We start from the raw sequence: 25413 nt of genomic DNA, 5'->3' as shown, positions 1-25413 counted from the left end.
TCTACCGATAAATTCCATAGCTCAGCCAAAGAAGCTTTTGCATATAGCCTCAGATTCTCTTAGAGGTGGTGCAGAAAGTGTATTTAGAAACACAATAGAGCAGACACAAGATCGATTTGAAGTGTTTGTTGCAAGTTGTGATTTACTAGATTCTCTGCCACAGGGCATAAAGCCTACCCATTTTTGTCAACTTGATGATTGGAATACTTATCCAAAGATTATTGGAGCGATCAAATATATTTTTAATCTGAAAAATTATTGTCTACTGAAAGCCTTTTTGCAATATGCCAAGCCGGATATTATCCATATACAAAACTATCTCTCAAGACTTAGTCCTAGTGTGCTTTTTGTGCTTAGATGGTATAAAAGGCATAACCCTTATGTGCGCCTTATTTATACAGAGCATGGATTTGCTCCTTGTGCTAATGGTGGTTTTTATAACTATACAACCAAAAATATTTGCACCCATTGTATTGGGCGTTCTAAATTTGCAGTAGCATGGAAAAATTGCGATAGAAGGGGGATTATCCACTCAATTCTTAAAGCTTTACGCCTGCCTTTTTATCAAGGAATCTTTCTTGATAGTAAAAAGCTTTTTGACAGGATTTTGTTTGTCAGTAGGTTTCAACTGCAAAAGCACCTACAAGATTCTTATGAGAGCGCGAAATTAGAAGTTGTGTATAACCCCATAGAGATGAAGTTTTATAACAAAAATGTGCGTTTGGAGGACAAGCAGGATTTGGTTGTTTTTTTTGGGCGTTTAAGTCCTGAAAAAAATGTTCCTTTGCTTATTAGGGCGTTTGCAAATCTTGTGAAAAATCCATCATTTGCCTCATACAAGCTATTGATTATAGGTGAGGGTGATGATACGGTAGTATGCAAGAACTTGGCACTAGAGCTTTTTGGCACTAGTTTGGATACTGAGCCTTGTAGTTTTGTAGGGAGACAATCCCCACAAGATATTGCACAGATTCTCAAAAATGCAAAACTCTGCGTGATGCCTACAAAATGCATGGAGACTTTTGGACTTACTATTGTGGAATCTACTATCGCTGGTTGTATTGCGTTGGTGCGTGATATTGGTGCGCTCAATGAGACAGCCAAAGACTTTGGTGCTTTTGTGTTTGAAGATTGTCTTGATGGAATAGAATCTTTGAGTTCAGCTATGGAACGAATTTTAGGTAATTATGAGTTTTTCTTTAATGAGTTTAGTAAAAGGCGTCATGTGGTGCTCCAAAAGCTTCAAAACAACCAATATCTTAAAGACTTGCAAAGAGTGTATTGGACGCAGTGAGATTGTTTAGAAATTTTTAGTTGCATGATGTTTAAACGTAATCTTTTGAGTTTTTTAGTGTAGTGCTTATAAGATCTATTACACTTTGCGCACTTATGCAATTAATATCAAGCTTACTAGGGTTTTGTAGATAGTTTGAGATGAAGCCATAAGCGAGTAAATTTTTCTCGATTATAGGGTGAAAAATCGCATAGTATTTATCCCTTATCCTTTTTGGATAAGGGATAAATCTATACAGATGATTGCCGTTATACACGACATAAATATTTATGTCGTGTCTAAGGCAAGCCGCAATATGCGGACAAGAAGTTTCGTTACTTAAGAGATGATTGCCGTTATACACGATTCGCGCTAACGCGCGAAGAGAAGTCTTACCACAAAGATTTATAGCTTTCTTTTGTGTAGTATTGAGCATATTTACCAAAGTTTCTCCATTTTGGCTGTCTTCTTTTCCACCGCAGATAACTATATAAAATCCTTGTTTGATATGCCATAACCCAACCTCATAAAAATTTTGGATACTCCATTTTCGCCACGGCGCACTTGCACCTATAAAAAATACTACATAAGGACTTGGTAAGCTAAATATTTCATCAGAAGTAAATTCACAAGTTTGTATATCCATTGAGAAGTGCGGCAAAATGGGTCTTTGTAAAAGGTTGCTTACAAATTCTGCATTGCGTTCAAACTCAAACATCACGCCAGATTCGCATCCTATCTGTAGAGTATAAGTTTGGGAGAAGCGGTTGTATTCTATTGTGTCTAGATTGCTTTTATCTCCTATAGAAGCGATTTTTTCTTTTGCGTTTATAGCTCTGCTTACCACTTCAGATACTCTATCTCTACTAAATATTGGATTGATAAGAGTGTGGAATCTTAGAGTTGATAGCTTATAGAGAGTTTTTATCCGATACAGCACATTACGTTCAAATTCTTTTGGATGAAGCGGAATAAACTTTTGCAAATATGCTTTATCAAAGCCAAGTGCTAGGTCCAAAAAAGCGGAGTTACCAATAAGAGTGATCTTGCCATATTGTTGGGATAATATTGGCAAGAAATTACGGAACAAAACATAATCCCCAATAGCATCTGTTCGGACAATGACTAGATTCTCTCTCTTGTGTTTTGTGCAAAAATATGCGAGTTTCATTGTGACAAAATCCAGCAGACCAAATACCAGTCTTTTGCACATTTTTAGTATGAACTTGTGAATCTTGGTGTGTCGTGAAGAAGTAAAATAGGGGATTTGCAAATCATTTGCTATGCGTTCTTGGTTTTTATCTGGGAGATAAATGAAATCAAGAGTTTTATAAGCAGACATATCCTTCTGATCAAATTCTTGTATTTGGGGAGAATCAAGGCTTTTGAAAAGTTGTTTTGGCACAAAAATTATGAGTTCTAAAGAAGCATTAGAAGATTGGAATCTTTCTTGTATTTGCTTTGAGTCAAAGCAAAAATCGCGCAAATGTTTCTTTTCACATAGATTCCCACACAAAAGCTTAAGCTGCATAGCTTAAACCCATAAATTCCCGTGTAGCAGGAGAACTAGAATCTAAAACATGTGAAAAGTTTGTGATTTTATAAGAGTGTGTTTGGAGAAAAACACAAGAATTTAGTCTATATCCCCCCCCCCTCAGAGTAATTTTATAAGAAGCAATCATTTTCTTATAGGTATCAACATAGCTATTTGCGACATCTCTTGCATCAAATTTCTGGAGCACACTTTTTCGTGCATTATCACAGAGCTCTTGGTAGCGAAGAGAATCTAGCTCTAAAATCCACGCAATCCCTCGCTTGAGATCATCAATATCTTGAGCTAAGTAGCCATTGACTTTGTGGGTTATCATATCCTTGTTGCCACCTATGTCAAATGCCACCACAGGCGTGCCACAAGATAGAGATTCCATAATCGTATTACTGAGATTCTCCGCTAGACTTGGGGCAATAAAGATCCTGGATGCACTGTAGATAAGAGAGAGGGTTTCATCATCATATTTGCATCCTAGAAAATGTATCTTTGTATCAGGAATCTGTGTGCCATCACTTGAACCAAACACAAGTAATTCGTATTTGCATTTTGGTTTGTCTTCTGAGAGCTGGCTAAGAGCAAGCACTAGCTCAGAGTAGCCCTTGCGTGCTATATCAGTGCCAGAGAGTGCGCCAAAGGCGATGTAGTGTGGTGGATTTGTTTGGGAGATGAAGTTAAAGAAATCTTTAAGAGAAAGATAAGATTCTTGGCATACAGAAAGATCTTTGGCAAGAGACTCTAAGAATGCAAGTTGTTTAGAGCGCTTGAGGGATTTACTTTGTTTTAGCCCCCCCCCCCTCATTTACTACAAAGCCATTAAGAATCTCTTGGTACTTAGCAATATACTGTTTGCTGACAAGTTTTGAATCAAAATTCTGTACAGCTTTTTGGCGTGCATTGCGGCTTAATGTTTTTGTATGCGCTAAGACATAAAGTATGCCCTCGCTTAAATCATGTGCATCAAAAGCTTTAGCGAGATAACCGTCGATTTTGTGGGTGATAATATCTTTAAGACCGCTTGTATCAAATGCCACCACAGGCGTGCCACAAGAAAGAGATTCTAAGGCGACTTGTCCAAAAGATTCTACCAAACTAGGCACTATTACCACATCTGATAGACTATAGATGATTCTTAGTGCAATATCATCATTAAGATGTCCTAAATAGAGTGTTTCCACCTCTTCGATATTATCTCCACTGCTTGCTCCAAAGATTACAAGCTGCATATCAAGCTTATTTTGCAGGAGTTTTATTGCCATTTTGAGCTGTGGATAACCTTTCCTTTCAATGCTTGTTGCACCGATAGCACCAAAAGTAATGATTGTCTTTTTGGCCGTAAGTCCTAGGAGTTCTTTTGCGATGTCTTTTGGTATTGGTTTGTAGATATTAGTATCGATTGGATTTGGAAGATTTATGATTGGCTTGTCTTTTAAGAGCAGAGATTCTTTAGCACATGATGCTATCCAGCGGCTTAAGCCATTGATTGTAAGGTTGAGTTTAGGATAGGTCTGTGCTTTTGTCCTGAATGTCCAAAAGCTTATATCAAACTTGCTCTGGGAATTGAGTAATGGGCACTTTTTACAATGGACGCCAACCCCTATACAGGCGGCTGCCACTACGTGGCAGCCGCCTGTATAGGGGTTGGCGTCATGTAAGCTCCATAACATTGGCATTTTGAGCTTTTGTAAGTCTTTGATATGCAAGAATCCACCACCAATCCAATGCAAGTGTAAAACATCAGGTTTGATTGCTTTTATCGTATTTAAGAGAGTTTTATTGTGCAAACCATTGGGAGAAAAAATGTCTTTTTCTCGTTTCGGATAGAACATTAAGGGGAGTTGGGAGAGAGCAGGGCGGAGTTTTTCCATAATCTTTTGTGGTTTTGATTTTGCAAGACGGATGACACTTGGCAAATCGGATGTTTTATTTTGCACTAACATAAGAGATTCTACTTTTTGTTCTAAAAGTGCTTTATGTAAGCGTAGAGCAGCTCTACCAGCCCCTCCAGAATCCGAAGTGCAAAGATGCAAAATCTTCAAAGTATCATCCTTGTATTGTGAAAAATGTATGATGGTGATCACGACTGGACTTGAACCAGCGACCACTACCATGTCAAGGTAGTGCTCTACCAACTGAGCTACGCGATCAAATGGTTGGGATTTGTAAGATCTATGAAAGGCTGGGATTGTAGCGGAAGTTTGTTTAATTTTTTTTGAGCTTGTGCTTTATCTTGCGTGCAAGCGGTCTTAATGGATCAAGTATTGAGATAATAGCAAAGAACAATCTACTTGCCCCCCCCCTATTATAAATTTGGGATTTTTTGTCTTGGATTGTTTGGTGTATATCTCCACGTATTCTGCTCCTTTGATTACTCCATCAAATTGTGCACCCATGGCTTTTGCAAAATATTTAAAGCTATAGCGATAGTGGAAGTTTTTGGGCAGGTGGCATTTGATTACTGGATAAAAGCAATTTCCTAACAACGCTACTCCGCCATATCGTAGGGATTCCAGCATACCCTCAAAGCATAAAAGTACATCATCTACATGTTCAAGTACATCTGTTGAGACTAAGCAATCATAGGTTTGAGGTTCTAATTTATCGATAAAAGAGATATTTTCAAATGTAGCGATACAAGATTTCGCATACTGGGTTGGGAATGGCTCATAGATGAAGATTTGAGATTGCGGACATAATGCTGCTATTTCTTTTGAAAGAGAGCCAAATCCTCCTCCATAATCACATATTTTCTTGAAGTTTTTCTGTGCAATGAAGTGCGCAATAGACTTTCTGATACTCATTGAGAGTGGATCAGATTCTATAAAAAGACCATTGAGTAGCCATACAGGGTGTTTATAGTAGTCAGCTATTTTCTCCCAATCCAGATTTTTATTATCACACCCCATATCATCCCACACTTTGTCTAGCAGATACCAAATCTGCTCCAAGTCATTATTGATTGTATGGTTTTGAGAATCTAGAAGCTCAAGTACACCTTCACGCTCAGATTCTGTAAGGTTTTTATTCTCTAAGTCTATTTGCATAACACTTCCTTGTATTGTTGGATTCAATCTGTTACTACACGATTTTTGCGGATAGAGTGGAGTCTGTTTAGAGTGAAGTTTTCGCTTAGCATAAAACGTGGCAGTGCGGATAAGTGGTGCTTGTGTGCTTGGTAGATTGTTCCTGTGCGCGTTGTTGTTGCGCTCATAAAGCCTAGGTTTTGTGGGATCTTGAAGTATGTGGAATCTACTTCAATTCTCGTGCCAAATGGATAAGCAAAATGCTTGGGAGTAATGCCATGAGCTAAAAAGAGATTTTGAGCTTTGAGAATATCTGTGCAAACCTCATTTGAAGAGAGATTATTAAAAATTGGATGCGAATGTGTGTGATTACCGATGGTTGCAAGTGGATGTGTAGAGAGTCTGCTAATCTCATCCCAGCTAAGCGTGAGTGAATCATAATCACGTGGATTGTAACTTACGCCTAATTGTTCGCAGATTCCTCTTGCATTTTCATAGTTTGTCGCTTGGGATATTATTTTGGTACGTAGTGCAAGAAAAGCAGCCTGTTTGCTTTGTAAGTCAGATAGCCAAGAAACTAAAGGCTTTGATAAGCTCTTATTATGCCCCCCCCCCTATTAGAGTTTCATAATTTAAAGCATCTCTTTGGAGCAGAAAATCTTCTAATCCAAACCACCACATGTCATGCGAGCCCTGTGGAAACGAGGTACAGACATATATACAAAATGGAATCTCATGTTTTTCAAAAATCTCTAGTCCATAAGTGAGATTGTCTTTGTAGCCATCATCAAGAGTGATGCACAAGAATTTTGACTTGAGATTCTGAGAGATAAGTCTTTGGTGTAAGGTATCAAGACTTATAAACTCATATCCTTTGTCCTTTGCTTGCAGAATAAAATGCTCCAAAAATTCTGGACTTACTTTTAGATTCTCATTAGCAGGAAGTTTCTTCTCATCAATAGGTGCTATACGATGGAGCATCAAAATAGCACCCGATCCTTTAAAATACCTTTGTACTATCCCAAGGTACTCGAGAGTTTTTAGAGAATTTTTGATGTATGTTTTTATGTTATTCATTTCAGATCTTCGTGTTGGAAAGCATTAATCCCATGGGATAAAAATTTTTAAGGACGAAGTCTTAGAGTGAGAATCAACTTGCATGATTGTTTGTTTGTTGTACTAAGAAGTTGTATGCCTCTTGGATCTCTCTTACATCTTTAGCGGTGGAATCTAAAATCGACTTCCCCATCTGTTTATTATCTAAGACATTGCTATTTTTTTCTTTGAGCAGTTTGAGATAGTTTTCTTTCAATTCCTCTTGTGTATAGGTAGGAGCCAGAGAGAGGATTTGGAGTGCTTTTGCTTTGTCCATCTCTTTTGGTGTTGTGTGGAGCGATTTGAAATCATCATAGAGTTTGTTGAAATCTTCATTGCTGAGCTCAAAAAGTGCTGCGATATCAATCAACACAGATTCTTCAGACTCGCTAAATTCTCCATCTGCATATGCCAAGACAAACAAAAACTCTATAACCTTCAGACGCTTTTTGTATTCTCCTTTTGTCGTGAGCAAAAACTTATTACAAAGCTCATCTAGCTCACTTGCTTGGGAATCTTGATAGATTTCTAAAAGCGCAGATTCTGTGATTTTTTGGTTTTTTGCATCTTTTACCATTTCAGCAATCAAATCTTTAGCTAAAACTTCCTCAAGTTCGCATGCCTTACCATCGCTTTTGGCAAAGATTCCTAAAATCGCACTTAAAATCCCATACTCGCTATCTCTGATCTTTTTTTGTAATCGGTCTTGCTCGTCATCAACAAAACTGATTTGTGGAGGATTTTGTATTGGTGTGGGTGTTTGGAAGGACTGTTGGTGGAGGGGGTTTTTAAGATAATCTTGTAGGGTGATATACAAAAAGTATGCTACCCCTGCACCAATCAATAACAATATGATTTCCATGAATTTGCTCCTTAACGTCTAAATGCGCGATTGTAGCAAAAGAAAACTTATGCTTTTGAGGCTGTCAACACATTTATTTGCCCGTTATTTTTACTCTCAGGTATTCCAAGATTCTCATAATTTTTAGTCTTTCTAATGTATTTTTTATACGTAGTTTCAATCTCTGTATCTTTTTGTATGTATATGCCATATCTTTGATGTAGTTTGTGTGATACATATTCCAGCCAAATAGTGTCCTACGGAATGCATTTTGGAAATCTTGTTGGCAGATATTTTTTAAGAATTGCTCCAAGGCATCATAAAAAATGTCTTTGTGATGAGAATCTAAAAAGAGGGGTTCTCTGAGTTTTGCCAAAAATGCTTCATCATTATTATCAAGATATTGGACTTCTTGCACCATCTGCTCTAAATTTTCCACAAAAACAATGGCTTTTTTATTTATGCCCCCCCCCATTTTACTTATTGGCAAACAAGCACGCTCATCACCCCAATAAATAGGGATAGTTTTTGCCGCGGCTGCTTGGATAAGCTTTTCTGTGATGTATCCTATGTGTGAGCTATTCTCAAAACAAAGCGAAAATTTGCACTCACTTTGGAAAGCAAATTTGTCTGTGAGCTTATATCCTGTGTTGTTAAGAAATCCTCCAGCAGAATCTATATGCTTGTATTGGTTGAGAGCTCTGAAGGCTTTTTCTCTGAATGGATCTGCCAAACCATGGTTGCTTACGATGAAGTTGCAAAATCTTGACTTGCTTTTAAGAATCTCAGGGCTAATGTCTTTGTGTTTGTTTAATGCGTGTTTGAGATCTTTGAAGTAGAAAAAATATAGTGGGAATCGCACATATCTATCAAAAAAGGCAATATGATCAAAACCAATCGCATAATCACAGAGATTAAAGTCCGGGCAACAATTTTCACCTGTATAAAAAATCCGCACACTGTTTGGATATTCTAAAAAATCTCTCCCACCCCATCCATCGCCACGCCACGCGTCAAATACAGAGTAAAAGACATATTGGGGGTTTTCTCTATCTTGTATGACAATAAAATGTTTTTCGAGAATCTTTATGAGCTCTTGTGCTGCTGCTTGCATATTGCTGAAATTGCAAAAATTTATGCGAATCTGTTTTTTCATGGGAATCCCTTATTACAATCTGTATAGAGAGGTTACTACCGCTCTAAAATTCTGTATGATGGAATGCAAGTTATTTGATTGGATTTTGGAGTGTTTAGAGTTTCTTTTCTAGTTCTGAGACAAGCTGCCATGTTTTGATGACAGAATCTGGATTGAGCGAAATAGAACTGATACCTTCTTTTACTAGGAATTCTGTAACTTCAGGATAATCGCTTGGTGCTTGCCCACAGATTCCACAATATTTGCCATGTCTCTTGCATGCAGCAATCGCTTGCTTAAACATCGCATACATCGCTGGACTCCTCTCATCGAAAATATGGCTTACAAGCTGCCCATCCCTATCTACGCCTAAAGTTAATTGTGTGAGGTCATTGGAACCAATAGAGTAGCCATCAAACATATTCAAAAACTCATCGGCTAGAATCACATTTACAGGTAATTCACACATAACATAGATTTCTAACCCATTGCGTCCAGATTCTAACCCATTGCGTCGCATGATCTCTAATACTTTTCTGCCTTCCTCAGGTGTGCGCAAAAATGGAATCATTACCTTCATATTTGTAAGTCCCATTTCATCACGTACCATTGCTAGCGCTTCACATTCCCATTCAAATGCGGTGCGATAAAGTTCAGAATAGTATCTGCTAGCACCGCGATAGCCTAGCATCGGATTCTCTTCTTGTGGCTCATAGCTAGAGCCTGCTATCATTCCTCTGTATTCATTTGATTTGAAATCGCTTGTGCGCACGATTACAGGGTTTGGATAAAAGGCTGAACAAATCATACCAATGCCCTCTGCAATTTTTTTCACAAAGAAATCTTTTGGATTCTCATAACCTGCCATCAGTTTTTCTATTTCTGCACGTTCTTTGATTTCTTTGCCCTTGCCATTATGCATATCAAGCAGAGCGAGCGGATGGGCTTTGATCTGATTGAGCACAATAAGCTCCATTCTTGCTAGTCCTACACCACTATTTGGGAGTTTTGAGAATCCAAAGGCTTTCTCAGGGTTACCTACATTCATATATATCTTTGTTTTTGTATCACTTAAGTTATCGAGTTCTATGGTTTGGATTTCGTAGTCACAGATTCCAGCATATACGTAGCCTTCTTCGCCTTCTGCGCAAGAAACTGTTACTTCCATGCCTGTATAAAGTCTATCTGTTGCACCCACTGCCCCTACAATGGCTGGTACCCCAATCTCACGCGCTACAATAGCCGCATGACAAGTGCGTCCGCCACGATTTGTGATTACTGCTGCTGCCTTTTTCATCGCAGGCTCCCAATCTGGATCGGTATTGTCAGTTACGAGAATCTCACCTTCTTTGAAAGTATTCATATGTTCTATGTCGTTGATGATATGCACTTTTCCGGCACCGATTTTACCGCCGATTGCGCGTCCTGTGAGGATGATTTCACGTTTTTCATCGGGATTTGAGAATTTGAAGGTTTCTAAGCGGTTGCCTGCATCTTTTTTGATTGCTTGGCTTTGGACAGTCTCAGGACGTGCCTGTACGATGAAAATCTCGCCACTATCGCCATCTTTTGCCCATTCCATATCCATAGGACGATATTCGCCTGCTTCTTTTGTGTAGTGCTCTTCGATTTTTATCGCATAGCGTGTAAGGGTCAAAATATCTTCGTCAGTGATTGCAAATGTTCTGAGTTCTTTTTGGGTGGTTTTGATATTTTTAGTTGGGTGTTCGCTTCCTCGTGGAGCATATACCATCTTTTGGTGTTTGTGTCCTAGTTGGCGTTTGATGATAGGGCGTTTCCCTTCTTTGAGTGTTGGTTTAAAGACATAAAATTCATCGGGATTGACAGTGCCACCTACGACATTTTCACCAAGCCCCCAGGATGCTGTGATAAATACCGCATCTTTGAATCCTGTCTCTGTGTCGATGCTAAACATAACCCCGGCACTTCCTCTGTCTGCGCGTACCATCTTCTGTACACCCACAGATAGTGCGACTTTAAAATGGTCAAATCCTCTTGATGCGCGGTAGCTTACTGCTCTGTCGGTAAAAAGTGAAGCAAGACAGGATTTGATGTAGTGGATAAGCTCGACTTTTCCTTTAACGCTCAGGTAGGTATCTTGTTGTCCCGCAAAGCTTGCATCCGGGAGATCTTCAGCAGTAGCAGAGCTGCGGACGGCGACATCGGCTTCTTTCATATTATACTCTTGGCTTAGAATCTCATAGGCTTTGAAAATCTCTTCTCTCAAATCATCGGGAAATGGCGTGCCAAAAATAAGTTCTCGGATTTTTTTAGAGCGGTTTTTAAGGACATCGATTTCAGTTACATCTACATCTTGGAGCAATTCTTTGATTTTTTCTCTGATACCACCACAATCAAGTAAATACCAGTACGCATCGCTTGTAATAGCAAATCCATTTGGGACTTTTATGCCTTCTGAAACAAGTTCTTGGAACATTTCTCCAATGCTTGCATTTTTTCCACCCACAATAGGCACATCTTTATTGTTAAGCTCCTTAAAAAACTTGATATATTTCATCTAGCCTTTTCTCCCTACTGGATTTAAGATTCAAATGAGCATTTTAGTAACTCAAATCTTAAATCTGCCTAACTTATTCAAGAAAACTCCATGAGGCTATGGCATATGTGTGAATTTTTGCTACTCTAAAAAAAAAAAAAATCTTAAATATCCCAAGTGAGTATGATGTAGAAAAATCATGTATTGTTTAAGACTTTTAGAGTGCTACTACCTCTATGCTTTTTGCTTCATTTCCTCTTAGAGCTATTTGTGTATTCCCTATCATAACTGCAATGGTTGATTTTGTCAGAGTTGTATGAGATATGCTGATGATTGCATTTTCGTAGATTCCCATTGTGAGCAATCGGTGTTTGAGAATCTCATCTTGTGTCTTTAATTGTGTGATTTTGTAGTGTTTGCCCTTTTGGCAGTCATAGAGATTCATTGCTGTATTTACCTTAAGTCTTAATTTAGTCTAAAGACTTGGCATTGTAGCGGAGTGCTGCTTTAGATTCCTTGAAATTGAGTTTCTCTGCTATAATGCGTCGCTTGTCTCACCACACACCACGACTTATTCTAGGAATCCAACCACCCATCTATAGGAGACTTTCCAAAATGATTTGTCTTACACCAATCCTTAAAACAACGGATATGAATTTTAAGAATGATTTTGCGCAGATTCTTTTGCGTGGCAAGATGGATATTACAGGTGTAAGAGAGAGTGTGCAAAATATTTTAGATGATGTCAGAGAGAATGGTATAGAGGCAGTTTTATCGTATGTGAGTGCATTTGATTCTTGGCAGCCAAAAAGCCTGGATGACCTTCTTATCACGCAAGAAGAATGCAAGAAAGCTTATGAGAATCTTAGCCTTACCACCAAACAAGCCTTACACAAGGCTTATGAGAGAATTTCTGCTTTCCATCAGAAGCAAAAAGAGAAGTCGTGGTTTGACATAGAATCAAATGGCACTGTCTTAGGACAGAAGGTCTCACCCATACAAAGTGCCGGTCTTTATATACCCGGTGGCAAGGCGGCTTATCCTAGCTCACTTTTGATGAATGCTATTCCTGCTATTGTAGCTGGAGTGGAGGAGATCGTAGTATGCTCGCCAACCCCTTATAACCAACCAAATCAGCTATTGTTAAGCACTTTGCATCTGTTTCCTACCTTCAGAGTCTATAAAATTGGTGGAGCGAGTGCTATCGGACTTATGGCATATGGAGATTCTAAAGCAGGGATAAAGAATGTAGATGTGATTACTGGACCTGGTAATATCTATGTGGCTACTGCAAAAAAACTTGTTTTTGGTGATGTGAATATTGATATGATTGCAGGACCCAGCGAGATTGGTATCATTGCCCAAAGTGGGGCAAATGCTCGCTATATCGCTTGGGATTTACTCTCTCAAGCAGAGCATGATGAGCTTGCAAGCGCTATTTTGATAACCGATGACCTAGCGCTTATAGAATCTGTGCGCCAAGAAATACAAGATATTCTGCCAACTCTGAAGCGTCGTGAAATTACAGAATCCAGCATGAAAAACCGCAGTGTATTTATCCATACAAGAGACATACAAGAAAGCATAGATCTTATGAATGAGATTGCGCCTGAGCATTTAGAACTGCTCGTTGATGAACCATTCTCGCTTTTACCTTATATCAAAAATGCCGGTGCGATCTTTTTAGGTGAGCAGACAAGCGAACCAATAGGCGATTATCTCGCAGGTCCTAATCACACGCTGCCTACAGGTGGAAGTGCGAGGTTTTTCTCTCCGCTTGGCGTGGAGCATTTCATGAAAAAGACCTCCATCATCTCTTTTAGTAAGCAGGCAATGCGTGAGCTTGGAACATCTTGTGCGCACCTTGCAGAGATTGAAGGACTCCAATCCCATCAGCAAGCAGTGCTTGCGCGTGTGGATTCTTTGAAATAAGATATTAAGGATGTAGTGATGCTAGAGGATTTAGAGCTTTTTGGAAAGTCTCCTATAGATAAGTGGAAGGAAGTGATTTTAAATGCTTCACCCACACTTGTTGGCTTGGAATTAGAGCGGTTGCTAGATGAAATTTGTGCAATCGAGCTTTTTTTGGAATCCAAAAGCATTGATTCCCAAGAGTTGCGATCTTTTATATGTGGCTTGAGCGAGCAAGACAAAGATAAACTTTCTCACCTCAAGCAAAGTCTTGCTATAGAATCGATGGGGAAAATACTCGGAAACTATGAATAAAAAAGTTGTGAATGGATGGTGTTTTTGTCTGTTTTTACAACTTTTGTTTTTGAATGTTTCGCATGCTTCAAACCTTTTTTTTACTTGGCAAAAAGATTTGTTTTTGGAGAAAGAGCAGAAGTATCGTGCAAAAGTCCTCTTAGATTCTGTACAAAAGCTTTTGGTGCTGCGCTGGACACTGTATAAAAACAATGGGCTTGTGATACATCTGCACTATGATGGATTCAACCACCAAGCGATTTTGTATAAAGACTACCAACGAGCAGGCTTTTCATTGACACTTGGAGAGAATTTGAAACCCAATCCAAAACTACACATTTTTTTTAAGAATTTTGATGACAAAAAAGCACATTTGCGGCTTTTTCTTGAAGAAGTGGGAGCAAGTATAGTAGAGGAAAGCCCCAAAGATTCTGAGAAAGGAGAATAATGCAAGATTTTGCACAGAGTCAAAGCAAGATTTTAGAATGCATGAGGACTATGATAAAAGATTGCGATAATGCACTTGTTGATAAGCTTTTTTCTACGCTCATACATGGCAAGATGTTGCGTTCTAAGCTTGTTTTAGCAATCTGCAAGGAAAGTAAGCAGGCTTTAGAGCTTTGTGCAATAATCGAGCTTATACAAAGTGCAAGTTTGCTGCATGATGATGTGATTGATAATGCCCCTACTCGTAGGAATAGCCCCTCTTTTCATGCAAATTTTGGGAATAAAAACGCGATTTTGCTTGGCGATATTTTGTATGCAAAGGCGTTTTTTGAGCTTACTAAATTGCCTTTACAGATTGCCCAAAGCCTCTCAGATTCTGTTGTGAAGCTCTCAATTGGTGAAGCAGAGGATGTCTTTATGAGCGAAAGTTTTAATGCCAATAAAGAGCGTTACTTGAGAATGTGTGAGAATAAAACAGCCTCACTTATTGCAGCAAGCTCAGAATCCGCGGCAATCTTAAGCGGCTTAGATTCCTATAAATATAAAATTTATGGCAAGAATCTTGGGATTGCTTTCCAAATCATCGATGATATTTTGGATGTCACCCAAGATGCTGCGACTTTAGGCAAGCCTGCTATGAGTGATCTTAGCGAAGGCAAAAGCACTCTGCCTTTTATATTGTTTTTCTCACATGCTACGCAAGCAGAGCAGGAGAGGTTTTTGGGTCTTTTTGCCAAGAAATTAGACATACAAGATCAAGTCTGGCTAAAAGAGTGTCTTGTGCGTTATGCTTGTATCACAGAGAGCATAGATTTGGCGAAATCCTATGCAAAGATAAGTTTGGAAACTATCAAAAATGAGTGCAATCCGGAACTTAGCGCAATAGTTGAGAGCATGATTGAAAGGGAGTTTTGATGCAGGATATAACATATTTGGTGTTGAGTTTTTCACATAAAAGTATGGATCTTGCTCTGCGCGAAAAGCTAGCATTTACAGATAATGAGATTGTAGAGTTTTTGACCAAAGTGCGTAATGATGAAAACATCAAAGAGGCTGTACTGCTTTCAACTTGCAATAGAGTAGAAGTTTATGTGATTGTGCGTGATAGCCAAAAAGCAATAGAATATCTCTCTCTTGCTTTAGAATCTGCCAAACAAGTCCCCCTCTCTGTTTTACAAAAACACGCAATCATCAAGCAAAATCAAGACGCGGTTTATCACATTTTTTGTGTAGCTGCCAGTCTTGACAGTCTTGTGGTTGGTGAGACACAAATCACAGGTCAGCTCAAAGACGCCTATCGCTTGGCATATGAAAATATGCTATGTGCTAAAGATATGACAAGAGTGATGCATTACGCTTTCAAATGTGCTGCAAGCGTGCGCAATACAATTGATATTTCCTCAAGCCATACTTCTATGGCAGGAGCAGCGATTGAATTACTCTTGCAAAAACTAAGCATTGCCAACACTGAATTGGATGATAAAAAAATAGCCATTCTTGGCACAGGCGAGATAGGAGTTTTGGCCTTAAAGCATTTGTGTAAATATCAAGTAAGTATTACTCTGCTCAATCGCAATATGCAAAATGCCATAGATATTCTTCATGGATTACAAGAGCAGATAAAGACCAAGGCAAGCATAGAAGTCAAGCCCTTTGATTGTCTCAAAGATTCTCTGCAAGAAAGCGATGTGTTTATCTCAGCCACAGGTGCGCCGCATACTGTGGTTGGTAAAGAGTTGATTACACCAACAAGTAAGAGACGTATTTGGATTGATTTGGCTGTGCCACGGGATATTGAAAATGTAGAATGTGAGAATCTAGAAATCTATTGTGTGGATGATTTGCAAGAAATTATCACGCAAAACAAATCAAGACGCCAAAAGCATGCTGAGCAAGCACATAAGATTATAGAGAGTTTTGTGCAAGAGTTTTTCAAGTGGTTGCAAAGTCTTGGAGTTGAGCCGGTCATAAAGCATATCAGGGCTTTAGCAAAGGATTCTTGTCTCAAAGAGCTTGAGCGAGCTATAAAGAAGGGTTTTGTGCCTGAGGAGTATCGAACAAATATAGAGAAAATCTTGCATAATGCTTTCAATACATTTTTACACAACCCTACGCAACGTATAAAAGAAGCAAGTGAAAGTATCAGTTCTGATCCAATTATTGAGGCTGTTAAGAATATTTTTGATATTGCTGATGACATTGTGCTACTCAACAAGTACAAATGTGAAGAATATGATGTGAAGAATTAAAAGAATTTTGTATGAAGGAGAATATATGCGATTTTCTGAGGTTTTTGTCTCTACACTCAAAGAAAGCCCAAAAGATGCGCAGTTAAAAAGTCACTCTTATCTTGTCCGTGCTGGTTATATACAGCAAGTAGGAAGCGGAATCTATAATTTTCTGCCACTGGGCAAAAAAGTACTTGACAAAATCCGCTTGATTATCAAGGAAGAGATGGATAAGGCAGGCGCACAAGAAGTATTGCTTGGGTTTGTTACGCCCGCTGAGCTATGGCAAGAAAGTGGGCGCTATGAGAAATACGGCAAAGAGCTTTTGCGTTTCAAAGACAGAAAGGATAATGATTTTGTATTAGGACCTACACATGAGGAGATGGTAACCTTTCTTGCAAGATCTTTTATCAAAAGCTACAAGCAGCTTCCACTTAATCTCTACCAGATTCATACGAAATTTCGTGATGAGGTGCGCCCTAGATCTGGCTTATTGCGCGCAAGAGAGTTTGTGATGAAGGATTCTTATAGTTTCCATGCAGATATAAAAGATTTGGATAGAGAGTTTGAGAATATGGAGCGCGCTTATCGTAGGATTTTAGAGCGTTTGGATTTGGCATATAAGGTCGTTGAGGCTGATAGTGGTGCGATTGGCGGAAGTGGTAGCAAAGAATTCATGCTGCTTTGTCCAAATGGCGAAGATACTTTAGCTGTCTGCAATTCTTGCGAATATGCCGCAAATATTGAAGTAGCAAAGAGAAAGCCAAAGAATGCCCCAAGAGAGAATTCTTACTCTTATAGCTCAGATTCTCTGGAACAGGGATTTTTGCACGATGCGCCAAAGGCTAGATTTGCAGAGTTTTTCACACCCGGAGTAAAAAGTATAGAATCTCTTTGTGAGTTTTTTAAAGTACATCCTTTTTATACGATGAAATGTGTGGCCAAAAAGGCGGTTTTCGAACGAAGCCAAACACAAGGTGTTCTCAAAGAAGAGATTGTGTTTTTCTTCTTGCGCGGTGATGATATTTGCGAGGAGACAAAAGCACTCAATGTATTAAATGGCCTTGATACACACAAGCACTATCTTGGATTTACAGAACTAGATTCTCAAGAGTTAGCCCAAATGGGTTTGAGTGAAGGTTTTCTAGGTGCATTGGGTTTGCAAGAGTTACTCAAGCCCTTGCAAGAAAAGGTCCTGGGCACATTGATTTTTGACGAATCTTTGCGCGGTGGCAAGGATTTGATTTGTGGTGCTAATAAGAAAGATTACCATCTTGTAGCTGTAGATTTGGATGAGTTTAGCGAACTTAATAATGTCGTGTATGCAGATATTGTAAGTGTGCAAGAGGGTGATTTGTGTCCAAATTGTGGTTGCGCGCTTTCGATGAACAAGGGCATAGAAGTTGGGCATATTTTTAAGCTTGGAAGCAAGTACTCCCAAAGTCTTAATGCGACTTTTTTAAACACACAGGGAAAATCACAGCCACTTATTATGGGCTGTTATGGTATTGGGGTGAGCAGACTCCTGCCGGCTATCTTGGAGCAGAAAAGCGATGAATTTGGCTGTGTATGGGGCAATGGCGTGAGGGTGTTTGATGTGCTTATTATTATCTCAAACACAAAAAAGCACGCGCAAGTAGAGTTTGCAAATATTCTGTATCAGAATCTCAAGCTTGAAGGTGTTGATGTGTTGCTTGATGATAGGGATGAACACTTTGGATTTAAGATAAAGGACTTTGAACTTATTGGATTCCATCAAGCAGTGGTAGTTGGCAAGGAGTTAGACAAAGGCAGAGTAGAGTGGATTTTGCGTGAGGGCTTAGAGAAGCGCATTATAGAATCTGCACAGATTCAAGAGATTGTCTTAGATTCTCTGAAGGTATAAAAGTATGTCACTTATTATAGGCACGAGGGGAAGTAAGCTCGCGCTTTGGCAAGCAGAGCATATCAAAGCCCGCTTAAAAGATGAGCTTGGAATGGAGTGCGAGCTAAAAGTCGTTAAAACACAGGGCGATAAGATTCTTGACGTACCGTTAGCTAAGATTGGTGGCAAGGGTCTTTTTACTAAAGAATTAGAAGAATTGCTTTTAAGTGGTGAGATTGATTTGGCTGTGCATAGTCTCAAAGATATGCCTGTGGAGTTTCCACAAGGGCTTGGGCTTGTAGCCATTATCAAAAGGTCTGATCACAGAGATTGTTTTGTCAGTCAAAGATACGCAAACCTTGATGCATTGCCACAGAACGCAAAGATTGGTAGCACATCTTTGCGCCGCTGTATGCAGCTTAAGCTCTATCGTAAGGATTATGATACGCTCTCTCTGCGTGGAAATGTCCAGACGAGATTACAGAAGCTTCAAAATGGCGAGTTTGATGCGATAGTCCTAGCAAATGCTGCTATTGCGCGCTTGGAACTTACTAAAGAGATCACTTACCTTAAGCCACTTGATTTTATGCTGCCAGCTATGGGGCAGGGTGCGCTTGGGATTGAATGTGCGTTGGATAATACAGCTTTAGTAGAGAAGCTAAGCAAGCTAACAGATGTACACACAAGTCTATGCTGCACTGCTGAAAGAGAGTTTATCCGTGTGCTTGAGGGTGGTTGTCAGGTGCCAATAGGTGTGTATGCGCATTTGCAAGAGAATCGCCTGAGTTTGGAGGCAATCATAGGTTTGCCAGATGGAAGTGAGAGTATGCGCGCTCATCTTGATTGCACTTTGATTCCAAGTGCAGCGATGGATTGCGCGAAAAATCTTGGAATAGAGCTTGCAAAGCATTTTATTGCACAGGGCGCTAGAGAGCTTTTAGCTAAAGCATATGAAATGATTTAGGCCACCATAAAGCCTTAAGAAGATTGAAGTAGCACAAACGAAGTGAAATATTCTAGGCAAGGAGTTATACTGCTGCTAGTAAATAAGTTGGTGTTGGGTTTGCTAGATGTAAGAAATGTATTCTCTGCTCAAGATTCATCACAAATACAGGGGTAAATATGCAGAAAGAAAACAAGCTTTTAAAACTCAAGTCAGATAATAAGTTACTTGGGACAAGAAATAAGCAATGGGTGGGGGGGGGGTAAATAACCTCTGTATTCAATGCCATTTATATACAATCTATTTTTTTGCATCAATAAAGAGGTTTTTTGTTGCATATTTTTATCTTTTTGTATTACGGGTGTTTTATGCAAAAAGATAACACACAGCAAATACAAAAAGCCATTGTGGCAGGCAATGGACCAAGCCTAACTGCTATTGATTATGCACGCTTGCCTCTTTCTTATGAGGTATTTCGCGTAAATCAGTTCTATTTAGAAGACGCGTACTATTTAGGGAAGAACATCAGGGCAGTAACCTTTGCACACCAAACACTTTTTGAGCATATCTACACTATGCAAGTTCTCAATAACACACAGGAATACAAAATAGATTCTGTAATTATCAATGACAGCCCATTTATCTCAACTTCAAGAGATGAATTCCATGTAAAATCCAACTTTTTATTAAGAGTCCTCTATAAGCACAGCTTTATTGACACCCTCTACAACGGCAGACTCTCAGAAAATATTGGCGAATTTTTAGAATATGATAGCTTACAAAAACTCTACTCTAACAAAAATCCAAGAAGCGGAATCTACCTCTGTGCGATAGCTGTCGCGCTAGGATATAGAGAAATTTATTTAACAGGCATTGACTTTTATGAGGGTAAAAATTATGCCTTCAATCATTCTAAAACAAATATCTTAAAGCTTGTGCCAGATGGATTTGAAAATATCACACTTCCACAAGAACCTCAGCAAGAAAGCTATCACAGCAAAGCAGCAGACCTAGAAGCATTAGAATTTTTAGCAAAAACCTACAATGTAGAGTTTTATTCACTCTCTCCTGCTAGCCCACTCTCGCACTATATCCCTCTAGCACCCATTACAAACAACACAGCAAAACCAGAAAAAAAGCCTTCAAATTACACAAATGATATTATCTTGCCACCAGAGCACGCTTACCGCACTTTTAGAGCGTTGAATGAACATATAGATTATTCAAAACGTGGCAGAGTAAAAAATAACTTTTATCTTAAGCTCCTCTATGATTTAGCACGCCTGCCTCGCGACCTCAAGTATTGTTTTAAGAAGCCAAAAAGATTCTAAAAGTGCCAAGTTTTCACGAGCAAGCATTCTTTTGGTATCTTCTCTTTATAAATTTCTTAATGTCCCATCTACAGCTCTACCTCCCTCACCTCCCTCACCTCACGCTTTTTAAAAACGAATTTTTTTGTATACAGTTTTTTAAAGCAAGAAATTTGTAAAGATGTATCTAAAAGTGATGGACTGAGAACTTGCAAAATTTCTTGTGGTTTATTTGTCTTTTGTTCTCTTTTCTTTGCTCCTTTGATTTTTTAGCAAACAGATTACCTTAAGGTCGATACAATCTAGAACCACAAACAACATTTCACCTGAAGGAAACTCGATGTCAAAGAAAGTCTATTTTTTCTCTACATGCATTGGAACAGCAGTTTGTGCGAATACCTGCATAAATGCTATCAAACTCTTACAAAAAGAAGGTATTGAAGTGGTTTTCAAAAAAGACCAGACTTGCTGTGGGCAACCAAGCTATAACTCCGGCTATTATGAGGAAACAAAACAAGTCGCCCTCTATAATATGGAACTCTTTGCAGAAGATATCCCTATCGTGCTACCAAGCGGCTCTTGCACGGGAATGCTTCGCGTAGATTATGGAGAATTATTCGCTGGTAGCGAGTATGAGGAAAAAGCACGCAGATTTTCCCAGAGAATCTATGAATTGAGTGAATTCCTCCATAAAGAACTTCAAGTAGATTACGAGGATAAGGGAGAGCCTGTATCTGTGACTTGGCATAGCAACTGTCATGCTTTAAGGGTGGCTAAATGTGTGGATTCCGCAAAGGCGCTTATTAGCAGCCTTAAAAATGTCAATCTAATCGAATTGGATCGGGAGGAGGAGTGTTGTGGATTTGGCGGAAGCTTTAGCGTCAAAGAGCCAGAGATTTCACATGCGATGGTAAGTCTGAAAATAGCAGATATTAAATCGCGTAATGTGGAATACCTCATCTCTGCAGATTCTGGCTGCTTGCTTAATATCAGCGGTGCAATAAAAAAGCAAGGTGTGGATATAAAATATATGCATTTGTATGATTTTCTCGCTGCACGTATTGGTCTGTAAAAGATCTTATAAACTAAAGGAGCAAAAATGAGCGCAACACAACAAAATCTCAAAACCCAATTCCATGAGGCTATAGAATCTGGACTAAACAACAAACAGCTACGATCAAATCTGCTTAATGCAATGGATACACTACGCACTAATCGCAAGAAACTCATAAATACGCGATTTTTGGATTGGAATACATTAAAAACCAAAGCCAAAGAACTCAAGCAAAAAAATCTACGCAAACTTGATGCAAACTTAGAGCTTTTTGAGAAAAATGCGACACAGAATGGAATCAAGGTGCATTGGGCAAACAATGCAGATGAAGCAAATGAGCTTATCTACGATCTTATGCGAGAAAAAAACATAACCAAAGTCCTTAAGGGCAAGTCTATGGCGAGCGAGGAAATTGGATTCAATCATTTTCTAGAATCCAAGGGCTTTGAGGCTATCGAGACGGATTTGGGCGAGCTGATTTTGCAACTTCTACACGAACCCCCTGTGCATATAGTCGTCCCGGCAATCCATAAAAATCGTTATGAGATTGGCGAGCTGTTCCATAAAAAGCTCAATGCACCGCTAGAAAACGAACCTCAGAAGCTTAATGCCATTGCCCAAAAGCATATGCGCAAAGAATTTGTAGAATTTAAAATGGGTTTAAGCGGAGTGAATTTCGCGATAGCAAATGAAGGGGCAATATGGCTTATAGAAAACGAAGGCAATGGGAGGATGAGTACCACTGCGTGTGATATCCATGTAGCAATCTGTGGAATCGAAAAGGTGGTGGAAAACTTCGAGGATGCCGCGATACTTAATGCGCTGCTTGCACCATCAGCCGTAGGGCAGCCTATTACTTGCTACAACAACATTATTACATCTCCCAGAAAGGAAGGCGAGCTTGATGGCCCTAAAGAAGTTCATATAGTGCTACTAGATAACAATCGATCTAATATGCTAAGAGATTCACATTATTACCGATCAATGAGTTGTATCCGTTGTGGAAGCTGCCTTAACCACTGCCCAGTATATGACAAAATTGGAGGGCACGCTTACCTTAGCACTTATCCGGGTCCTATTGGGGAAGTTATCAGCCCACAGATATTTGGCCTTAATCGTACTTCGCCTGTGCTTGATCTTTGCTCACTTTGTGGGAGATGTTCTGAGGTATGCCCTGTTGAGATTCCATTAGCAGAGCTTATCCGCGACTTGCGCAGCGAGCGCGTAGGACAAGGACGCAAGAATGTTATCGGAACAGATCCTAGCACGCAGAGCGTTGCTGAGATCTCGCAAATGCGTATGTTTGCAGATATGGCTACAAGCCCTAGAAAATGGCGCTTTGCAATGGCGCTTGTAGGGAGTCTTGGATTCTTAGCAAGATATCTTGCGCCTTATATACCACTGCTAAAAAATTGGGTTCGTTACAGAGAGTTTCCACAAATTAGCGGTGGGCTACATGCAAAAGTTTCAAAAATGCAAGGAGTGATTTATGAGTAATGCAAAACAAACAATCTTAGCTAGATTGAGAGAATCTATTGCTCAAAACCAGCATATCCCAGATTCGCATCCACACTATGAAGCTGCTTTGCGTCTTGAGAGTGATGATTTGCTAGAAACCTTCAAGCTCAATCAGAGCAATAATAAGGCTTTGGTTGTAGAAAGCAGCAAAGCCGAGCTTGAAAATACTCTGAATGGAATCTTGCAAGAAAACCAATCAAAAGATGTGCTGCTTAATCCTGATGTTGAACTGGATTCACAAAAACTCAAAGGTGCGAATTTCATCCCCTACACTACAAGCGTCGATGAAATGCGACAAAAGCTTTTTAGTATCGATACTTCAGTGGTGCAGGCTCGTTGTGGGATAGCTGATCTTGGTGTGATTATGCTCACTTCCCATCCCAAAGCGCCAAGACTTAGCTCGCTTATTACTAGCACTTGCATCTATCTTTTGGACAAAAACAATATAGTCCGACATATGTATGCTGGGATTGAGTTTGCAAAGCAATACGAAAAAGCAAGAAGCGGGTGCGACATACTGCCAAGTAATATTATCTTTGTCGCTGGTCCATCGCGCACAGCAGATATCGAGCTTATCACAGTCTTTGGTGTGCATGGACCAAGAAAGACGTATGTCGTCTTATATTGATTGGCACAAAGTTTTCTTTCACAAATCCACTTCGGTTTTTATCAAGCACCTGCCGTATTAAATCCTTGCTAATCTTGCTATAATCTAGTGCCTTTGCAAAAACAAAGGCTTCAAGAATTTATGGATTCTTACTGTGTCAAATAAGGAGATAGAATGAAAAACATGCTTTTACTTCAAGCAAACTACAACTACCTTGCCAATAAAAACATGTGTGAAATTTTATGTGGTATTGATAATGCACTTTTGACAAAAGATTGTGGGCTGTATTTTGGAAGTATCATAGAGACATTAAAACACTCTATGGCTGCTGAAATAGGCATTTTTATTAAAAGATTCTCTCAATTTGCTACAACACCACCAAAAAATATGGATAGTCTTATAGCTTCGCTTAAGCTCTTAAAATCCATAAATGATATGAAAAAACTCAGTGAGATTTTGCTTGAAAGCAATCAAGCTGTTATTGAAATTATCCAAAACACACAAGATTTTAGCAGTAAAGAAGTTTTGCAACTCTCAGAGGTTGCGTTTGAAAAATCGCGTGGGTATATGTATCTTTCGATACTTAATCATTCTATACACCATAGGGGACAGATTGCAGGTGCGCTTGATGCGTTGAAAATCGACAATGATTTTGGAGGAATGCTAGGAATGCCTTTAGATTAGGCTTCTTTCTTAGCAAAAAAACAAACAAATTAGGAGAAAACATGAGAACACTAACTTCGGTATTTACAGCCACACTTGTAGCGTTTAGCTTCTGTACAGCAAAGGACTACAGCGCCCAAGAGATAGCAGACCTTTTCTATCAACTCAACCACACAAAGATCAAACCACATGCAAAGATCAACCATTCAAAAGGTTTTTGTGCGAAAGGCGTATTTGAACCTGTAGCAAACGCTACAAAGATTGTCAATTCAGAATTTTTAAAACAAAAAAGCATTCCTATTGAAGTGCGTTATTCTCTTGGCGGTGCATTAGATAATGACAATAGCAAGGGACGCGGTATGGCTATAAAAATGCAAGGCGACACAGAATCTTGGACAATGGTTATGCTCAATGCAGAGATTAATTTTGCGAAAAATGCAGAAGAGTTTGGACAGTTTTTGGAAATGCGTGTTCCTAAAGATGGCAAAGTAGATGAGGCGCAGATAAAAAAACTTACACAAGAAATAGATTCGTTTAGAAACTACGAGAAATATCTACAAACAATGGGTATAACAAAAAATGTGGCATACACACCATTTTTTAGCACGCATACTTTTCATTTTAAAGATTCAAAAGGTAACTATTTCCCTGCTAGATGGCGATTAGAACCTACAAAAGTAGAGTATGCAAACAAGCAAGAGTTAGAAACAATGGGTAAAGATTTTCTGCTTGAAAACTTTAAAGATTCTATAAAGAAAGCACCCATAGTTTATAAAATGTATCTGACTTACCCAAACAAAAATGACAGAATAGATGACACCACAGCGCTTTGGAAGGGGAAGCATAAAGAAGTCTTACTTGGAAACTTTAAGGTGGATTCTTTGAGTGATTATGAATGTAACTTTGAAGTATTTTTTCCTTCAGATCTTCCAAGTGGTATAAGTGAGCCAAAAGACCCGCTTTTCCAGATAAGAAATGAAGTCTATGGTATTACTTTTGGGTTTAGAAACTAGCTAGCTTACAAAGCCTAGTTTCTAGGCGACCCCTCATTTTGCCTTTATCACACTGACTACTGCAACATTTGGCTTATTGATAACTTTCAGTCCTTCAATACAGGGCAAATCTCTTACAAGAATAGAA

The 25413-nt window shown here is 39.1% G+C and carries 24 protein-coding genes, 1 tRNA gene and 1 pseudogene; 14 read left to right on the top strand and 12 right to left on the bottom strand.

Features of this window, described 5'->3' with window-relative positions; all coding sequences use genetic code 11:
* Positions 1 to 37: 37 nt before the first annotated feature.
* Positions 38 to 1294 (top strand): glycosyltransferase family 4 protein, encoded by a 1257-nt coding sequence (locus CCY97_RS06540; protein ID WP_181562850.1) that lies wholly within the window; start codon positions 38 to 40, stop codon positions 1292 to 1294.
* A gap of 31 nt (positions 1295 to 1325) precedes the next feature.
* On the opposite strand, the gene CCY97_RS08280 is transcribed toward CCY97_RS06540, so the two are convergent.
* From CCY97_RS08280 to CCY97_RS06490, 12 genes and pseudogenes are all read right to left on the bottom strand, one after another.
* Complete coding sequence (locus CCY97_RS08280) at positions 1326 to 2804, bottom strand: glycosyltransferase family 9 protein (RefSeq protein ID WP_181562849.1); 1479 nt, start codon at positions 2802 to 2804, stop codon at positions 1326 to 1328.
* Positions 2794 to 3624, bottom strand: a complete 831-nt coding sequence (locus CCY97_RS06530; protein WP_112064675.1) for a glycosyltransferase — start codon at positions 3622 to 3624, stop codon at positions 2794 to 2796. Before CCY97_RS06530 ends, CCY97_RS08280 begins: the two co-directional genes overlap by 11 nt.
* Entirely contained in the window at positions 3596 to 4861 is a 1266-nt protein-coding gene (locus CCY97_RS06525; protein WP_258457072.1) for a glycosyltransferase, read from the bottom strand. Before CCY97_RS06525 ends, CCY97_RS06530 begins: the two co-directional genes overlap by 29 nt.
* 32 nt (positions 4862 to 4893) lie before the next feature.
* Positions 4894 to 4969 (bottom strand) — tRNA-Val (locus CCY97_RS06520).
* 99 nt (positions 4970 to 5068) lie between these two features.
* Positions 5069 to 5866 carry a class I SAM-dependent methyltransferase gene (locus tag CCY97_RS06515; protein WP_258457071.1) on the bottom strand — a complete coding sequence of 266 codons (798 nt, stop codon included), beginning with the start codon at positions 5864 to 5866 and terminating at the stop codon, positions 5069 to 5071.
* Positions 5867 to 5889: 23 nt separating this feature from the next.
* Positions 5890 to 6033, bottom strand: coding sequence for a hypothetical protein (locus CCY97_RS08530; RefSeq protein WP_258457070.1), 144 nt, complete (start codon positions 6031 to 6033; stop codon positions 5890 to 5892).
* Positions 6034 to 6093: 60 nt separating this feature from the next.
* Positions 6094 to 6255: pseudogene (locus CCY97_RS08525) on the bottom strand (polysaccharide deacetylase family protein); the annotation flags it as partial.
* Positions 6256 to 6445: 190 nt separating this feature from the next.
* Complete coding sequence (locus tag CCY97_RS08520) at positions 6446 to 6922, bottom strand: hypothetical protein (RefSeq protein WP_258457069.1); 477 nt, start codon at positions 6920 to 6922, stop codon at positions 6446 to 6448.
* Between the two features lie 73 nt (positions 6923 to 6995).
* Positions 6996 to 7802, bottom strand: coding sequence for a TerB family tellurite resistance protein (locus tag CCY97_RS06505; protein WP_112064673.1), 807 nt, complete (start codon positions 7800 to 7802; stop codon positions 6996 to 6998).
* 73 nt (positions 7803 to 7875) lie between these two features.
* Entirely contained in the window at positions 7876 to 8937 is a 1062-nt protein-coding gene (locus CCY97_RS06500; protein ID WP_112064672.1) for a glycosyltransferase family 10, read from the bottom strand.
* 94 nt (positions 8938 to 9031) lie between these two features.
* Positions 9032 to 11455: a pyruvate, water dikinase gene (ppsA, locus tag CCY97_RS06495; RefSeq protein ID WP_112064671.1), complete on the bottom strand. Its 2424-nt coding sequence runs from the start codon at positions 11453 to 11455 to the stop codon at positions 9032 to 9034.
* A 196-nt stretch (positions 11456 to 11651) separates the two neighbouring features.
* Positions 11652 to 11879: a FeoA family protein gene (locus CCY97_RS06490; RefSeq protein WP_112064670.1), complete on the bottom strand. Its 228-nt coding sequence runs from the start codon at positions 11877 to 11879 to the stop codon at positions 11652 to 11654.
* Positions 11880 to 12085: 206 nt separating this feature from the next.
* On the opposite strand from CCY97_RS06490, the gene hisD reads away from it, so the two are divergent.
* From hisD to CCY97_RS06425, 13 genes are all read left to right on the top strand, one after another.
* Positions 12086 to 13366 (top strand): histidinol dehydrogenase, encoded by a 1281-nt coding sequence (gene hisD, locus CCY97_RS06485; RefSeq protein WP_258457068.1) that lies wholly within the window; start codon positions 12086 to 12088, stop codon positions 13364 to 13366.
* Positions 13367 to 13384: 18 nt separating this feature from the next.
* Complete coding sequence (locus tag CCY97_RS06480) at positions 13385 to 13660, top strand: DUF2018 family protein (protein ID WP_112064668.1); 276 nt, start codon at positions 13385 to 13387, stop codon at positions 13658 to 13660.
* Positions 13653 to 14087: a hypothetical protein gene (locus tag CCY97_RS06475; RefSeq protein WP_112064667.1), complete on the top strand. Its 435-nt coding sequence runs from the start codon at positions 13653 to 13655 to the stop codon at positions 14085 to 14087. Before CCY97_RS06480 ends, CCY97_RS06475 begins: the two co-directional genes overlap by 8 nt.
* Positions 14087 to 15001 (top strand): polyprenyl synthetase family protein, encoded by a 915-nt coding sequence (locus CCY97_RS06470; protein ID WP_112064666.1) that lies wholly within the window; start codon positions 14087 to 14089, stop codon positions 14999 to 15001. The genes CCY97_RS06475 and CCY97_RS06470 overlap by 1 nt, the downstream gene beginning before the upstream one ends.
* On the top strand, positions 15001 to 16335 hold the full coding sequence (gene hemA / locus CCY97_RS06465) for a glutamyl-tRNA reductase (RefSeq protein WP_112064665.1): 1335 nt from the start codon (positions 15001 to 15003) through the stop codon (positions 16333 to 16335). Before CCY97_RS06470 ends, hemA begins: the two co-directional genes overlap by 1 nt.
* A gap of 25 nt (positions 16336 to 16360) precedes the next feature.
* Positions 16361 to 18199 (top strand): proline--tRNA ligase, encoded by a 1839-nt coding sequence (locus tag CCY97_RS06460; RefSeq protein WP_112064664.1) that lies wholly within the window; start codon positions 16361 to 16363, stop codon positions 18197 to 18199.
* Positions 18200 to 18203: 4 nt separating this feature from the next.
* A complete protein-coding gene (gene hemC / locus CCY97_RS06455; RefSeq protein ID WP_112064663.1) occupies positions 18204 to 19142 on the top strand; it encodes a hydroxymethylbilane synthase in 939 nt (312 codons plus the stop codon).
* A 347-nt stretch (positions 19143 to 19489) separates the two neighbouring features.
* Entirely contained in the window at positions 19490 to 20452 is a 963-nt protein-coding gene (locus CCY97_RS06450; RefSeq protein ID WP_146744517.1) for an alpha-2,3-sialyltransferase, read from the top strand.
* Positions 20453 to 20771: 319 nt separating this feature from the next.
* Positions 20772 to 21503 carry a (Fe-S)-binding protein gene (locus tag CCY97_RS06445; RefSeq protein WP_112064661.1) on the top strand — a complete coding sequence of 244 codons (732 nt, stop codon included), beginning with the start codon at positions 20772 to 20774 and terminating at the stop codon, positions 21501 to 21503.
* Between the two features lie 27 nt (positions 21504 to 21530).
* Complete coding sequence (locus CCY97_RS06440; protein ID WP_112064660.1) at positions 21531 to 22982, top strand: LutB/LldF family L-lactate oxidation iron-sulfur protein; 1452 nt, start codon at positions 21531 to 21533, stop codon at positions 22980 to 22982.
* Positions 22975 to 23631 carry a lactate utilization protein C gene (locus tag CCY97_RS06435; protein WP_112064659.1) on the top strand — a complete coding sequence of 219 codons (657 nt, stop codon included), beginning with the start codon at positions 22975 to 22977 and terminating at the stop codon, positions 23629 to 23631. The genes CCY97_RS06440 and CCY97_RS06435 overlap by 8 nt, the downstream gene beginning before the upstream one ends.
* 153 nt (positions 23632 to 23784) lie before the next feature.
* Positions 23785 to 24294: a DinB family protein gene (locus CCY97_RS06430; protein ID WP_112064658.1), complete on the top strand. Its 510-nt coding sequence runs from the start codon at positions 23785 to 23787 to the stop codon at positions 24292 to 24294.
* A gap of 41 nt (positions 24295 to 24335) precedes the next feature.
* Complete coding sequence (locus CCY97_RS06425) at positions 24336 to 25286, top strand: catalase (RefSeq protein ID WP_112064657.1); 951 nt, start codon at positions 24336 to 24338, stop codon at positions 25284 to 25286.
* The last annotated feature ends 127 nt before the right edge of the window (positions 25287 to 25413 follow it).

Source organism: Helicobacter sp. 10-6591, assembly GCF_003288805.1.
GTDB lineage: Bacteria > Campylobacterota > Campylobacteria > Campylobacterales > Helicobacteraceae > Helicobacter_F.
This window is presented reverse-complemented; position numbering and strand designations above follow the sequence as displayed.

What these genes read in the sequence shown, in the direction of transcription:
- CCY97_RS08280 (WP_181562849.1), bottom strand. Translation starts at nt 2,804, where the DNA reads ATGCAGCTTAAGCTTTTGTGTGGGAATCTATGTGAAAAGAAACATTTG.
- CCY97_RS06530 (WP_112064675.1), bottom strand. Translation starts at nt 3,624, where the DNA reads ATGAGGGGGGGGGGGCTAAAACAAAGTAAATCCCTCAAGCGCTCTAAA.
- CCY97_RS06515 (WP_258457071.1), bottom strand. Translation starts at nt 5,866, where the DNA reads ATGCAAATAGACTTAGAGAATAAAAACCTTACAGAATCTGAGCGTGAA.
- CCY97_RS08530 (WP_258457070.1), bottom strand. Translation starts at nt 6,033, where the DNA reads ATGAGCGCAACAACAACGCGCACAGGAACAATCTACCAAGCACACAAG.
- CCY97_RS08520 (WP_258457069.1), bottom strand. Translation starts at nt 6,922, where the DNA reads ATGAATAACATAAAAACATACATCAAAAATTCTCTAAAAACTCTCGAG.
- CCY97_RS06505 (WP_112064673.1), bottom strand. Translation starts at nt 7,802, where the DNA reads ATGGAAATCATATTGTTATTGATTGGTGCAGGGGTAGCATACTTTTTG.
- CCY97_RS06500 (WP_112064672.1), bottom strand. Translation starts at nt 8,937, where the DNA reads ATGAAAAAACAGATTCGCATAAATTTTTGCAATTTCAGCAATATGCAA.
- ppsA (WP_112064671.1), bottom strand. Translation starts at nt 11,455, where the DNA reads ATGAAATATATCAAGTTTTTTAAGGAGCTTAACAATAAAGATGTGCCT.
- CCY97_RS06490 (WP_112064670.1), bottom strand. Translation starts at nt 11,879, where the DNA reads ATGAATCTCTATGACTGCCAAAAGGGCAAACACTACAAAATCACACAA.
- hisD (WP_258457068.1), top strand. Translation starts at nt 12,086, where the DNA reads ATGAATTTTAAGAATGATTTTGCGCAGATTCTTTTGCGTGGCAAGATG.
- CCY97_RS06480 (WP_112064668.1), top strand. Translation starts at nt 13,385, where the DNA reads ATGCTAGAGGATTTAGAGCTTTTTGGAAAGTCTCCTATAGATAAGTGG.
- CCY97_RS06475 (WP_112064667.1), top strand. Translation starts at nt 13,653, where the DNA reads ATGAATAAAAAAGTTGTGAATGGATGGTGTTTTTGTCTGTTTTTACAA.
- CCY97_RS06470 (WP_112064666.1), top strand. Translation starts at nt 14,087, where the DNA reads ATGCAAGATTTTGCACAGAGTCAAAGCAAGATTTTAGAATGCATGAGG.
- hemA (WP_112064665.1), top strand. Translation starts at nt 15,001, where the DNA reads ATGCAGGATATAACATATTTGGTGTTGAGTTTTTCACATAAAAGTATG.
- CCY97_RS06460 (WP_112064664.1), top strand. Translation starts at nt 16,361, where the DNA reads ATGCGATTTTCTGAGGTTTTTGTCTCTACACTCAAAGAAAGCCCAAAA.
- hemC (WP_112064663.1), top strand. Translation starts at nt 18,204, where the DNA reads ATGTCACTTATTATAGGCACGAGGGGAAGTAAGCTCGCGCTTTGGCAA.
- CCY97_RS06450 (WP_146744517.1), top strand. Translation starts at nt 19,490, where the DNA reads ATGCAAAAAGATAACACACAGCAAATACAAAAAGCCATTGTGGCAGGC.
- CCY97_RS06445 (WP_112064661.1), top strand. Translation starts at nt 20,772, where the DNA reads ATGTCAAAGAAAGTCTATTTTTTCTCTACATGCATTGGAACAGCAGTT.
- CCY97_RS06440 (WP_112064660.1), top strand. Translation starts at nt 21,531, where the DNA reads ATGAGCGCAACACAACAAAATCTCAAAACCCAATTCCATGAGGCTATA.
- CCY97_RS06435 (WP_112064659.1), top strand. Translation starts at nt 22,975, where the DNA reads ATGAGTAATGCAAAACAAACAATCTTAGCTAGATTGAGAGAATCTATT.
- CCY97_RS06430 (WP_112064658.1), top strand. Translation starts at nt 23,785, where the DNA reads ATGAAAAACATGCTTTTACTTCAAGCAAACTACAACTACCTTGCCAAT.
- CCY97_RS06425 (WP_112064657.1), top strand. Translation starts at nt 24,336, where the DNA reads ATGAGAACACTAACTTCGGTATTTACAGCCACACTTGTAGCGTTTAGC.